The following is a 13,700-nucleotide window of genomic DNA, read 5'->3' as shown; positions in this document are numbered from 1 at the left end:
AGGAAAGAAGAATATGGATATTAAAAATATATCTGTTTTTGAAAACAGATGTCTGATCAATGGAGAATGGCTGACAGCGGCGACCTTACTGGATGTTAAAAATCCTGTCGATGACACAGTACTGACTCAGGTTCCAGTGCTGGATGATGTCGTCATTCATCGTGTCATTCAGGATGCAGACCGTGCCCAGAAAGCATGGAAACAGGTTGCACCGGCTGAACGCAGTCAGGTTTTAAAACAGTGGTTTCATCTTGTGATGCAGCATCAGGAAGAACTGGCAACCATTATGACGCTGGAGCAGGGCAAGCCTTTAAAAGAAGCAAAAGGTGAAATTACCTATGCGGCCAGTTATATCGAATGGTTCAGCGAAGAAGCCAAACGTGCTTATGGCGATATTATCCCTGCTGCATCCAGCAGTGAAATTCTGGTCTTCAAAGAAGCCATAGGCGTCTGTGCAGCCATTACGCCGTGGAATTTTCCAGCCGCCATGATTACCCGAAAGGTTGCACCTGCACTGGCCGCTGGCTGTTCAATCATCGTAAAGCCAGCATCTGAAACGCCACTGACCGCACTTGCTCTGGCAAAACTGGCAGTACAGGCGGGCGTTCCTGCGGGTGTTTTAAATGTGGTCACAGGCTCATCCACCAAAATCGGACAGATTCTGACGGCAAGTTCTGTGGTTAAAAAATTAAGTTTTACAGGTTCAACAGAAGTGGGTGCGCAGCTGATGGCTCAGTGCGCACCGACCATTAAAAAACTGTCTCTGGAACTCGGGGGCAATGCACCGGTGATTGTGTTCAATGAATGCGACCTGGAACAGGCTGTTCAGGGTGTTATGGATACCAAGTTCCGTAATGCAGGTCAGACCTGTGTCTGCGCGAACCGTATTTATGTGCAAAGCAGTATTTACGACGAATTTATTGTGCGCTTAAAGGCAAAAGTGGAAGCACTTAAGCTGGGCAATGGTCTGGAGGATGGCACTGATATAGGACCTCTGATCAACCGTAAAGCGATTCAGAAAGTTGAAGAATATATTCAGGATGCGCTGAGCAAGGGAGCAACACTGGTCTGCGGTCAGGAAAGCAATGACAGTCAGTGGTGTCAGCCAACAGTAGTCAGAGATGTCACTCAGGAGATGCTCTGCGCGACTGAAGAAACCTTTGGACCTTTTGCACCGGTGTTCAGATTTGAACATGAGGCAGAAGTGATAGAGATGGCAAATGACACAGAATTTGGTCTGGCATCCTATCTGTTTACACAGAATCTGAACCAGTTCCTGCGGGTATCCAGAGCACTGGAATACGGCATGGTTGGTGTGAATACAGGACTGATATCCAATGCTGCTGCACCATTTGGAGGGGTGAAATCATCAGGGATCGGGAGAGAAGGTTCCAGATATGGTCTGGATGACTATCTGGAAATGAAATACGTATGCGTTGGAAATATTAATTAAAGCAACAAGTGAATATAAAAGGACTTTTATATGGAAATAGTAAATGGAACGGAGCGTGTCCAGGACGCGGTGGTAGAAAAATCACCTATTAAAAAAGTAGTGGGTGCTGCAATGGCGGGAACCATTGCTGAATGGTATGAATTCTTTATCTACGGGATCGCCAGTACACTGGTCTTTTCAAAACTGTTTTTCCCGGCAATGGGAGATGGCAGTGTCCTGATGGGAATTATTGCTGCATTTGCAACTTATGCTGTCGGCTTTCTTGCCCGCCCGCTGGGTGGACTGGTGTTTGGGCATTTTGGCGATAAATACGGGCGTAAAAAGCTGTTGCAGATCAGTCTGATTATGGTCGGTTTTGCCACATTCATGATGGGATGTATTCCATCTTATGCCAGTGTCGGTTTCTGGGCACCGGTCATGCTCGTGACTTTACGTTTTATTCAGGGCTTTGCAGTCGGTGGTGAATGGGGTGGAGCGATGCTGCTCGTTGGTGAGCACAGCCCGGAACATCAGCGTGGATTCTGGACCAGTTTCCCTCAGGCAGCTGCCTGTGCGGGTAATGTACTGGCAAGTCTGGTACTGCTGGGTCTGTCAACAGCACTGGTTGCTGAAGATTTCCTTGCGTGGGGATGGCGTATCGCATTCTGGCTGTCAGCGATCATTGTATTTATTGGCTATTACATCCGTAAAAATGTCGAAGAATCGGATGTATTTAAAGAGTCCATGAAGCGTCAGGAAGAACAGCAGAAAGCATCGGCTGGTTTAAAGGAAGTGCTGCTTCATTATCCACGTCAGGCTCTGTGTGGAATGTTGATGCGTGTGGGTGAAAACTCAGCGTATTACATCATTGTGGTGTTCTCGATTGCGTATCTGTCGATTCAGATGCAGTTCACTTACAGCACCATTTTAGCTCTGCTTTTGTGTGCCAATGCATTCCAGTTCTTTTCCATGATTTTCTGTGGCTACCTGTCTGATCAGATTGGTCGTAAACGCACGATGTATATTGGATATGCAGGTCTGGTGGCATGGATTCCATTTTATTTCTATGGACTGAATACCGGAGAGTTCCTGATTGTACTGCTGTCCATGTGTACAGGGTTGTTTTTCCAGGGGATGTGTTATGCAGGTCAGGGCGCAGTACTGGCTGAGATTTTCCCAACCCGTATGCGTTATTCAGGTTCATCATTCTGCTATCAGATTTCCTCAATCCTTGCAGGTTCAATTGCACCAATGATCGCAACGCTGTTATGGAAAAAGTATGACAGCACATTACCGATCACTTTCTACATTCTGTTCGTGATTGTCATTTCCATTGTGGCGATTCTGATGCTGAAAGAAACCCGTGGACGTTCACTGCATGACGTTGACCACGAAGATATGAAAAAGTTCTCATAATTTAACCTTTCTTAATTTTTACACTTATACCGCCTGCCTGTTTCATCAGGTAGGTCGGACTTCTGCAACTCATTTTTAGGATGAAAATGAATGAAATTTCAATTAAAAGTTTTAGCGTGTGGTATTTCCATACTGGGGTCAACTGCGGTATTTGCCGAGTCAGTGGAACAGCGTATTTCCACCCTTGAGCAGCAGCTGAATGAACTGAAAATACAGCAGCAGAATGAAGTGCAGCAGACCACCTCTGCCGGCAGTGGAAGCAGTCTTTTCAGTGATACTGATATCAAGGTTTACGGGATTGTGCGTATGGATGGCAGTCTGGATCTGAAAGATACCGCAGGCTCTCCTTTTGTCAGTAATCAGCTGCCATCGGTGAACCAGACACCTGCGGGGCATCGCAGTGCATTCACCTTGACAGCAACCCGACTGGGCATGGATCTGAGTAAAAACGTCAATGACACCAGTGTCAAAGGTAAAATTGAGATGGACTTCTGGGACGGACTGGAAGGTAACGGTAAACTGCGTATCCGCCATGCTTATGTGGATTTTAATAACTGGCTGATCGGTCAGACCGTTTCAGGGATGTCCAACCTGGAAACCCTGACAGAAAGTGTGGATTACACGCTGTTTATGGGATACAGCTGGACACGTAATCCACAGGTTCGCTATAACTTTGATTTTTCACCGCAGCATAATCTGAAACTGGCAGCCGAATATGTCGATTCCCGATCTTCGGAAATTCCGGCACTGACGGCAAAATATACGTTTAAACAGGACAGTCTGACAGCATTGGCACAGGGTTTTGTTCATGAAAAACGTGCAACAGTAAATGGTGACGATATTGATAAGCTGTCCTGGGGAGCAGGACTTGGGCTGAAATATCAGCTGACACCTGTCAGTACGCTTCAGGGACATGCGTACCATGTAGAAGGGGATCAGAAATTTGTGTCCTATGCTCAGCAAAGTGGTGATCAGGTCAATGGTTTTGCAGCGGGTGGTGATTTCAGTGTCAACGACGCTAAGAACGATCTTGATCTGAATAAATTCAACACTTATGTACTGGGCTATTCTCACAAACTCTCAGAGCAATGGCGGATGAACGTTGTGGGTTCACTGTTTGATTATGATGATTCAACGGCCTATGCCCGAAATAATCCGACACTGAACAAAAAACTGACTGATCTTGCTGCAAACGTGTTCTACACCCCTCTGAAAAATATCGACATTGGGATGGAATACCATCACGGCAAACGTGAAAGTTTTGATGGCAGTGAGTTCGATGTATCCCGCCTGAATTTTGTCACCATGTATAAATTTTAAGGTTATAGCCGAAGGATGAATGTCCTTCGGCTTTTTTACAGGATAAAAAATAATGAACAGTTTAAATCAGAAAGTGATCCTGATTACGGGGGCACTCGGGGGCATTGCCAGAGCAACCATTCAGCTGATGGATCAGCATGATGTCCATTTTGTACTGGTGGACTGTGTGGCAGAGGACACAGCTTTTTTACAGTCCCTGAACAGTTCATGGCAGTATTTTCAGCTGGACAGTTCATCCGCTTCCGCTGTGGTTCAGATGCGTGATCAGGTACTCAAAACACATGCACAGATTGACTGCATTATTCATGCGGCAGGTCTGTATCAGCATATCGAACTGGCTGAACTGAGTTATGAGGAATGGAACAGACAGATCAGTATTAACCTGAGTGCCAATTATTATCTGATTAAAAGTTTTCTGCGTGCACTGGCTGAGCAGAGCAGTATTGTCAATATTGCATCCATTGCAGGTCATCAGGGCAGTATTGCACATACGGCTTATGCCACAGCCAAAGGCGGTGTGTTGGCGCTGACCAAGAGCCTTGCCATTGAACTTGCACCACGGACACGGGTCAATGCGGTATCACCTGGCTTAATTGACACCGCTATGCTCAGAGGCATGAGTGATGAAAAGCGGGCATCCATGGTCAGCTCAACACCACTGAAACGACTGGGACAGCCAGAGGAAATTGCACAGGTCATACTGTTTCTGTGCAGTCAGGCTTCTTCGTATATTACGGGTGAAAATATTCATGTAAATGGAGGACTGTACCGATGACAGCACTTCATCCGGTTCAGGTTTCAAGACCTGTGTCCTGGGGCGAAATGGACACTTTTGGGCATCTGAACAATGTGCATTATTTCCGTTATGTCGAGGATGCCCGAATCGCTTTTCTGGACAGCCTGAATTTTTTCAGTAGCTCTTTATACAGTGTGATTCTAAAAAATGAATGTGAATATCGGCGTCCAGTCGTCTATCCCGACACTCTGAAAACAACCTGTCATATCACCCATGTCGGACAGAGCAGTTTCTCCATGCAGTACGATGTCTGGAGTGAGCAGCAGCAATGTCTGGTCGCTCAGGCAAACAGCATTATTGTGCTGGTGGATCAGGAGACATTTAGGAAGCAGAGTATTCCATTGAGCATGCGCAGTCATCTGGAAAATCATTTGAGTCAGTATATGGAGGAGCAGAGTCATGACCATGAAAAATAAAGTTGCCATGATTACAGGTGCAGCTTCTGGCATTGGTCTTGCTGTTGCGGAACAGCTGGCAGCTCAGCAGTGTCAGCTTTGCCTGGTTGATCAGAATGCCGATGCATTAGAGGCACTGGCAGAAATCTTAGGAAAGCAGGTCAAAGTCATTACATTTACAGGTGATTTAAGTCAGGCTGATTTTGTTGAAAATGTCGTTGTTCAGATTGAACAGCAGTTTGGCAGGCTCGATTATGCGTTGAATAATGCAGGTGTGACATCTCCTGCACAACCGTTGCATGAACTGACTTTGGAGACCTGGAACAGCGTGCTTGGGGTAAATCTGAACAGCGTGTTTTATGGACTGAAAGCGCAGATTCCGCTGATGCTGAAAAGTGGAGGGGGGGCAGTGGTCAACACATCTTCCATGCTGGGGCTTGTGGCAACACAGAACCGTGCAGCCTATGTGACCAGTAAACATGCAGTGACAGGTTTGACCAAAGCTGCGGCACTGGATTATGCACAGCAGAATATCCGGGTCAATTCAGTTCATCCGGGTTATATCGAAACACCGCTGATTTCGCATATTGATCAGCAGATGCTGATACAGAAACACCCCATAGGTCGCCTGGGTACTCCACAGGAAGTGGCTGAACTGATCTGTTTTCTATTATCCGAGCAGGCTTCATTTATCACAGGTGCTCAGTATGTCATTGATGGTGGATACACCATCCAGTAAGTCAGCTGTTCTGCTTTGTAGTATTCTGAGCTTCTTTTTTACAGGTCATTTCAACAGATGAAACCCATCTGCATGGAGAGATGATTCCCCTGAATCTGCAAAATATCTCCTGTTTATTTCAATGTTGCTGTTATACCAGAAATAAAGCTTGACCTTACCATTATGGCAATCTTTATGCTGTAAGCATCAAAGAATATAAATGAATCAGAGGTATTGTGATGAACGATCAGAACAGATCACCGCAACTCTATCAGGGGTCAGTACAGATTGAGGGTATGACCTGTGCTTCGTGTGTAGGGCGTGTCGAAAAAGCATTACAGAAGCTTGAAAATATTGATTCAGTCAGTGTGAATCTTGCAACTGAAAAAGCCTCGATCAGCAGCAGCCAGCCCTTAAACTATTCAGAAATTATCAGAACCATTGAAAAAGCAGGATACAGTGTTGCTCAGACACCTGTGGAATTACAGATCGATGGTATGACCTGTGCTTCATGTGTTGGGCGTGTGGAAAAAGCACTGAAAGCAGTTGAAGGCGTCCGGTCTGCAAGTGTCAATCTTGCAACAGAAAAAGCAGTCATTGTGGCAGATGCTTCTGTTACTGCTGATCAGCTGATTCAGGCGGTAGCCAAAGCTGGTTATGACGCGAAAGTTGCTGTGCTAGATCATGCTCAGCAACAGGATAAAAAAGCGAACGAGCTGGTTGAGCTGAAACGTGATCTGCTGATTGCGGCAGCACTGGCATTGCCAGTTTTTATTCTGGAAATGGGTTCACATTTAATTCCGGCTTTCCATCATTTTGTTGCAGGAACGATTGGGGTGCAGAACAGTTGGTATATTCAGTTTGTACTGACCACGCTGATTCTGATTTTCCCAGGTCGCCGTTTTTACCAGAAAGGTTTTCCTGCGCTGTTTAGACTGGCACCGGATATGAATTCCCTGGTCGCAGTCGGGACGTTCTCCGCTTACTGTTATTCAGTGGTTGCAACATTTTTTGCAGAACTACTGCCAAAGGGAACGGTCAACGTTTACTTTGAGGCGGCTGCGGTCATTGTCGCACTGATTCTGCTCGGACGTTATTTTGAGGCTAAAGCCAAAGGACGTACTTCACAGGCGATTCAGCACCTGGTGGGTATGCAGCCTAAGCATGCACGTGTGGAACAGAATGGACAGTTTTCAGAAATGGCTGTTCAGGATGTACAGGCCGGCATGATCATCGAAATCCGTCCTGGTGAGCGTGTTCCTGTAGATGGAATGGTGATTTCAGGGCAAAGTTTTATTGATGAATCCATGATTACCGGTGAGCCTGTACCTGTAGAAAAAAAGCTGGATGATCAGGTTGTTGGTGGAACCATTAACCAGACCGGCAGCCTGCGTATCCAGGCAACTGCGGTGGGTGGTGATTCTGTACTGGCACAGATTATTCAGATGGTGGAGCAGGCGCAGGGTTCAAAACTGCCTATTCAGGCACTGGTGGATAAAGTCACCATGTGGTTTGTTCCTGCGGTGATGCTGCTGGCTGTACTGACATTTGTGGTCTGGCTTATTTTCGGTCCAGAACCTGCGCTGACTTTTGCACTGGTCAATGCTGTTGCAGTGCTGATTATTGCCTGCCCATGTGCGATGGGACTTGCAACACCGACTTCCATTATGGTTGGAACGGGGCGTGGTGCGGAAATGGGCGTACTGTTCCGTAAAGGCGAAGCACTGCAGTTGCTCAAAGAAGCTCAGGTGGTGGCTGTAGACAAAACAGGAACCCTGACCGAAGGAAAACCATCCCTGACCGATTTTTCAGTCGTGAATGGATTTGATGAGCATGATGTACTGGCAAAAGTAGCATCCATTGAAAATAAATCTGAGCATCCGATTGCACAGGCAATTGTGACTGCGGCAAAAGATCGTGGACTGACACTCAGAGAAGTCAGTAACTTCAGCTCTGTAACCGGTTTTGGTATTCAGGCAACAGTGGATAATGCTGAAATTCATATTGGTGCAGACCGTTTCATGCACAAACTGGGACTCAACCTGGATCAGTTTGCAGATGATGCAAAACGTATGGGACGTGAGGGTAAAACACCGCTTTATGTTGCCATTGATCAGCAGCTGGCATGTATTATTGCGGTTGCCGACCCGATTAAGAAAACAACTTTTGCGGCTATACGTGCATTACATGAGCTGGGCATCAGCGTTGCGATGATCACAGGTGATAACCGACATACCGCAGAAGCCATTGCAAAACAGCTGCATATTGATGACGTGGTTGCAGAAGTACTGCCTGATGGTAAAGTTGAAGCAGTCAAAAAGCTAAAACAGCAATATGGGCGTGTTGCCTACGTCGGTGACGGGATCAATGATGCTCCTGCACTGGCAGAAGCAGATGTCGGTCTTGCGATTGGAACTGGGACAGATGTTGCCATTGAAGCTGCTGATGTTGTTCTGATGTCAGGCAGTCTGATCGGTGTACCCAATGCCATTGCACTGAGTAAAGCAACCATTGATAACATCCGTCAGAATCTGTTCTGGGCATTTGTTTATAATATTGCACTGATTCCTGTTGCAGCAGGGCTGTTATATCCGCTGTATGGTATTTTACTTTCACCGGTGTTTGCCGCAGGGGCGATGGCATTGTCCTCTGTTTTTGTACTCGGAAATGCATTACGGTTAAAAAAATTCAGACCTGTGATTGCAGCAGAATCATGAGCTGAGAACATAAGTCAGACTTCATTCGCCTGTGTGAACGGGTGAATGAGCTGTTTGAGGTGATTCATGAATATAGGACAGATTTCAAAACAGACCGGTATTTCTTCAAAAATGATCCGTTACTATGAAGAAATAGGTCTGATTGATGCAGCAAAACGTACAGATTCAGGATATCGGATTTATACCGAGCGTGACCTGAAAACCCTGAACTTTATCCGTCATGCACGTGAGCTGGGATTTTCATCTGAACAGATGAAAGAACTGATTTCTTTATGGAAAAACACGGGCAGAACCAGTGCAGAAGTTAAACAGCTGGCGACCAAACATATCGAACAGCTGAATCAGAAAATTCAGGTCATGCAGGAAATGGTCAACAGCCTGCAGGCATCGGTGTCCTGCTGTGCAGGTGATACCCGCCCTGAGTGTTCCATCCTTGAGCAGATTGAACTGGGAAGCAGTTCAGAAAACAGTTCAAAAAAGTGATGCAATAAGCTTGACCTTGCCATCATGTCAAGGTTTACAGTAAATCATCAAACAAAGAAACTCAGCACAATGCGCTGAAAAAGGAGTCAATGATGAAACTTTATGTTGAAAATATGACCTGTGGTGGCTGTGCACGTGGCGTAACAGCATCCTTAAAAGAGCTGGATGAAAATGCGACAGTCAATATTGATATTCCGAATAAACTCGTGGACATTGAAACTCAGCAGGATACAGCAGCGGTTGTTGCAGCACTTGCAGAAGACGGCTGGAAAGCTCAGCTGAAATAAACAGTTTTTCTGGTTCGTGATCTCAAAGTGACGGTTTTTACCGTCACTTTTTTATTGGTTGTGAATTGAATCAGGCTGATGAGTTTAATTTAAATAATTAATAAATATAAAATTATAGAATTTAAAATACATTTATATCATTTAGGTTATCAATGCTGACCGAAACATGATTAGACATATTTACCTGTTCATCCGAAAAATAGCAGTCAAAGAAAACAGCGTAATACATCTGTTTATTAAGAGGAATCACCAGTGGACTGGTGCCTCTATAACTGCATAAAAGGGATGATGATGAATACAAAAGAAATCAGTTCACAAGGAATAAATCAGGCAGGTTCAGGCATTGCTCAGGCAGTGGAAGATCATGCACTGGTCAGTGTTCCAATGGAAGAACGTCAGAGTGGATTTAAACTGGCAATGAGCCCTGTCGGGGTTGCCACAGCATTGGTTATTTTTGCAATCGGTGGCTTTACCGTATTGCTTTCAGGGTTTTGGATCGGTCTGCTGGCCGGATTGATTGCAGCAATTGTGGGTTTTACCCTCAGTTATTTCCTGGGGAAAATGACCTATCAGACGGGCATGTCCAGCACAGTAACATCGCGTTTTTTTGGATTTGGGGTGAAAGGTTCTTCACTGGGTGCTGCTATTTTTGCATTTATGATTCTGGGGTTTCTGGCACTGGAAAGTGCTTTGCTCTATGAAGGGACTTTGTTGATGTTTAATCTGCAGGACACGGTGCCTGTCCGGATTGGATTATATGGATTGCTGACACTGGCGTGGATTCTGCTGGCAATTTTTGGTCTGCAGATTGCACTGAAAGCATCAAAATTCATGATTGTGATTACACTGGTGGTCACGTTCTATATGATTTATCAGATTTATGGTGTCCGTGGAATGGATCCGATGCAGGTCTTTAATTCAACAGGAGTCATTCCTGGTGGTTTCTGGACCAAATTGAGTACAGCACTTGTACTGATGGGAGCGACTGCTGGGACGATTTCACTGGTCACTACGGATTTTGCAAGATACTGCCGCAACACTCAGGATGTAAAAGTACTGGCACTGGCGGGACCACTGACTCAGAATCTTCTGATGATCGTACTGGGTGGACTGGTCATTATTGGTGGTGTGCCTGAAGTTGCTGAATATCTGATGCAGCGTAATGCAGGTATGTCTCCTCAGCAGGCAGCCGAAGCAGCAGGTGGATTTGCCATGAGCAACACCGGTGCATTCTTTGTGGTACTGGCAGGCTGGGTGGGTTTTATTACCATTTACGCGGCTCAGGCAAAAGCTCAGGCAGTCAATGCATATTCAGGGTCACTGGCACTGGTCAATCTGCTGGATGCACTGACAGGCAAAAAACCGGGCAGAGCCTTTATGGTGGTACTGGGCAATATCTTTGCACTGTTCATGATTGCAGGTGGAATTCTGGGGCAGTTTGTTGCATGGCTTTCCTATCTGGGATGTATGACCATGAGTTTATGTGGCGTGATGCTGGCCGATTATTACTTTGTACGAAAAGGACAGTTTTCACTGCAGACAGCAAAGGTTGAAAATTGTAACTGGGCCGGTGTACTGACGCTGGTGATCACCTCTGGAATCGGTATTGCACTGATTGCAACAAAAACCTTTGAGCTGGGCTTCTTTGTCACACTGGCAACTTCCTTAGTGTTTTATCCGGTGTTGAGAAAACTGCTGCCAGAAGGAACTGCGACAGGCTATGCTCAGGCTGATCGAGCATTGGATGCTGCTGAATAAAGCGCAAAAACACTTTACTTTTCATATAAAAGACACGTTAGTATCAACGTGTCTTTTTTTATTTTAAGGGTGTTTTATTTATAACTAAAAAGTTATATATAGGGGCTTAATTCATGATTGGACGCATATAAATAAGCTTGTTAATCTCATTTCAAGACAAAGGGAAAGCGTAAAAGATTGCGCTATAAATAACGTAAATAAGGATATGGAAAATGAACAGTAAAGTAGATGCTGAAAGCGTTGCAGTGAATAAGGATTATATTCCATTTACAGGGAAAGAGTATCTGGAAAGTCTGAATGATGGTCGTGAAGTATGGATTTATGGTGAGCGTGTAGAAAACATTGCTGATCACCCTGCATTCCGTAATTCAGCACGTATGATTGCACGGATGTATGACGCACTGCATGCACCGGAAACAAAGGATATTTTAACGGTACCAACAGAGTGGGGTGGTTTTACTCATCGCTTCTTCCGCGCCGCCAACAATGTTGAAGAGCAGGTGGCTTCACGTGATGCGATTGCAGAATGGCAGCGTATTTCATGGGGCTGGATGGGACGTTCTCCTGATTATAAAGGCTGCTTCCTGGGAACACTTGGCGCAAATGCAGAGTTTTATAAAGGTTATGAAGACAATGCCCGTCGCTGGTACCGCAAGGCACAGGAAAAAACATGGTTTATCAACCATGCCATTATGAATCCACCTGTTGACCGTGGAATGGGTGCAGATGCAGGTAAAGATGTTTTTGTCCGTGTTGTCAAAGAAGATGACAAAGGGATTTATGTTTCGGGTGCCAAGGTTGTGGCAACAGGTTCAGCTCTTACACATTATACCTTCATCGGTCATGTGGGGCAGGTGGCGATACAGGATCCTGCCTTCTCTCCGGTCTTTATCATGCCAACCAATGCACCAGGTGTGAAACTGCTTTGCCGTATGTCCAACGAATATCGTGCAGCTGTGCTGGGCAGTCCATTTGACTATCCACTTTCCAGCCGTCTGGATGAGAACGATGCGATTCTGGTGATGGATAATGTCTTTATTCCATGGGAAGACGTTTTTATTCATAACGATTTAAAACAGGCAAATGCATACAACATCGGTTCAGGTTATCTGGAGCGTGCATCTTTACATGGCTGCACACGCTTTGCAGTAAAACTGGATTTCCTGGTAGGTACACTGGCAAAAGCACTGGAAATTACAGGCGCAGAAAAATTCCACGGTGTGATGTCTCAGATGGGTGAAGTGATTGCATGGCGCAATACTTTCTGGGCGTTATCTGATGCAATGGCAAAGAGTGCAAAACCATGGAATGGCATGATCCGTCCAGATCCACATCATGCAGGTGCTTACCGTGTGATGAATCAGCTGGCGATGCCAAAGATTAAAAATATTATTGAACAGATTGTTGCAAGCGGTCTGATTTATCTGAACTCTCATGCAGATGATTTCAAGAATCCGCAGATTCGTGGCTATCTGGACACCTATGTTCGTGGCTCGAACGGTAAAGATGCGATTGAGCGCGTCAAAGTCATGAAAATGTTATGGGATGCCATTGGTACAGAGTTTGGCGCACGTCATGAGCTGTATGAAATTAACTACATCGGCAGTAATGATGTAACCCGTCAGACCAACCTGTTTGCCGCTCAGGGAACAGGCTTACTCGACTACTGTAAGGACTTTGCTCAGAAAGCAATGGATGAATATGACATTAATGGATGGACAGTCCCTGATCTGGTAAATCCGGATGATGTCAGCATTCTGAACAGAAAATAATTCTGAACCATTTGTCTATATAAGGATATTGAACAATGACAGTTGCAAATTTACAGGTAACAACCCTGGGTGAAATGGTGAACATCATGAAAGCAAATCAGACTGAAGTGGATTTTACTACTCGAGAATTCCGTAATGCGATGGGTAAATTTGCGACAGGCGTTGTTGTGATTTCCTCATGCCATGATGGTCAGCCTCATGCAATGACTGCAAATGCTTTCATGTCAGGTTCACTTGAGCCGGCACTGGTGCTGGTTTCGGTGGACAATAAAGCAGCCTCACATGAAAAAATCAGCCTGGGGGAGCGTTTCGGTATCAGTATTCTGAACGAAAACCAGAAGCAGATCAGTAATCATTTTGCCGGAAAGCGGGATGAAAATTTCAACCCTGAATTTGAATATATTGATGGTTTTCCTGTGATCCAGAATGCTTCAGTTCAGGTGGTGACCAAGTTGCAGTTTGCGTACCCATGTGGTGACCATACGCTTTTTGTAGGACTGGTGACTAATCTGAAACAGCAGGAAGATACACGTCCACTGGTGTTTCATTGTGGTCAGTATGGACAGCTTGCAGGCTGAATGGGCAGGCAGCAAAAGGATTTGAATT

Annotated in this window: 12 protein-coding genes; all 12 read left to right on the top strand. The window is 45.4% G+C overall.

Annotated features, from left to right (window positions below; all coding sequences use genetic code 11):
• Positions 1 to 13 precede the first annotated feature (13 nt).
• The 12 genes from CDG60_RS14235 (at position 14) to CDG60_RS14180 (ending at position 13,672) form a co-directional block, all read left to right on the top strand.
• Positions 14 to 1,453: an NAD-dependent succinate-semialdehyde dehydrogenase gene (locus CDG60_RS14235; protein WP_087514082.1), complete on the top strand. Its 1,440-nt coding sequence runs from the start codon at positions 14 to 16 to the stop codon at positions 1,451 to 1,453.
• 30 nt (positions 1,454 to 1,483) lie between these two features.
• Positions 1,484 to 2,848, top strand: a complete 1,365-nt coding sequence (locus tag CDG60_RS14230) for an MFS transporter (RefSeq protein ID WP_087514083.1) — start codon at positions 1,484 to 1,486, stop codon at positions 2,846 to 2,848.
• 90 nt (positions 2,849 to 2,938) lie between these two features.
• Positions 2,939 to 4,168: a DcaP family trimeric outer membrane transporter gene (locus CDG60_RS14225; protein ID WP_087514084.1), complete on the top strand. Its 1,230-nt coding sequence runs from the start codon at positions 2,939 to 2,941 to the stop codon at positions 4,166 to 4,168.
• A 52-nt stretch (positions 4,169 to 4,220) separates the two neighbouring features.
• Positions 4,221 to 4,943: an SDR family NAD(P)-dependent oxidoreductase gene (locus CDG60_RS14220; protein WP_087514085.1), complete on the top strand. Its 723-nt coding sequence runs from the start codon at positions 4,221 to 4,223 to the stop codon at positions 4,941 to 4,943.
• Positions 4,940 to 5,380 carry an acyl-CoA thioesterase gene (locus CDG60_RS14215; RefSeq protein WP_087514086.1) on the top strand — a complete coding sequence of 147 codons (441 nt, stop codon included), beginning with the start codon at positions 4,940 to 4,942 and terminating at the stop codon, positions 5,378 to 5,380. Before CDG60_RS14220 ends, CDG60_RS14215 begins: the two co-directional genes overlap by 4 nt.
• Positions 5,364 to 6,098: an SDR family NAD(P)-dependent oxidoreductase gene (locus CDG60_RS14210; RefSeq protein WP_087514087.1), complete on the top strand. Its 735-nt coding sequence runs from the start codon at positions 5,364 to 5,366 to the stop codon at positions 6,096 to 6,098. The genes CDG60_RS14215 and CDG60_RS14210 overlap by 17 nt, the downstream gene beginning before the upstream one ends.
• 218 nt (positions 6,099 to 6,316) lie before the next feature.
• Positions 6,317 to 8,794, top strand: a complete 2,478-nt coding sequence (locus CDG60_RS14205) for a heavy metal translocating P-type ATPase (protein WP_087514088.1) — start codon at positions 6,317 to 6,319, stop codon at positions 8,792 to 8,794.
• Positions 8,795 to 8,860: 66 nt separating this feature from the next.
• Positions 8,861 to 9,277, top strand: a complete 417-nt coding sequence (gene cueR, locus CDG60_RS14200) for a Cu(I)-responsive transcriptional regulator (RefSeq protein WP_087514089.1) — start codon at positions 8,861 to 8,863, stop codon at positions 9,275 to 9,277.
• A 92-nt stretch (positions 9,278 to 9,369) separates the two neighbouring features.
• Positions 9,370 to 9,564: a heavy-metal-associated domain-containing protein gene (locus CDG60_RS14195; protein ID WP_087514090.1), complete on the top strand. Its 195-nt coding sequence runs from the start codon at positions 9,370 to 9,372 to the stop codon at positions 9,562 to 9,564.
• A gap of 285 nt (positions 9,565 to 9,849) precedes the next feature.
• The gene (locus CDG60_RS14190) at positions 9,850 to 11,322 is read left to right on the top strand and encodes a purine-cytosine permease family protein (protein WP_227542887.1); all 1,473 of its coding nucleotides are present in this window, start codon (positions 9,850 to 9,852) and stop codon (positions 11,320 to 11,322) included.
• A 212-nt stretch (positions 11,323 to 11,534) separates the two neighbouring features.
• Positions 11,535 to 13,094 carry a 4-hydroxyphenylacetate 3-hydroxylase N-terminal domain-containing protein gene (locus tag CDG60_RS14185; RefSeq protein ID WP_087514091.1) on the top strand — a complete coding sequence of 520 codons (1,560 nt, stop codon included), beginning with the start codon at positions 11,535 to 11,537 and terminating at the stop codon, positions 13,092 to 13,094.
• Between the two features lie 35 nt (positions 13,095 to 13,129).
• Positions 13,130 to 13,672 carry a flavin reductase family protein gene (locus CDG60_RS14180; RefSeq protein WP_087514092.1) on the top strand — a complete coding sequence of 181 codons (543 nt, stop codon included), beginning with the start codon at positions 13,130 to 13,132 and terminating at the stop codon, positions 13,670 to 13,672.
• The last annotated feature ends 28 nt before the right edge of the window (positions 13,673 to 13,700 follow it).

Source organism: Acinetobacter chinensis, from assembly GCF_002165375.2.
In the GTDB taxonomy this organism is placed as follows: Bacteria; Pseudomonadota; Gammaproteobacteria; order Pseudomonadales; family Moraxellaceae; genus Acinetobacter; species Acinetobacter chinensis.
The sequence above is the reverse complement of the archived record's forward strand: the minus strand, read 5'-3'. Positions and strand labels throughout refer to the sequence as shown.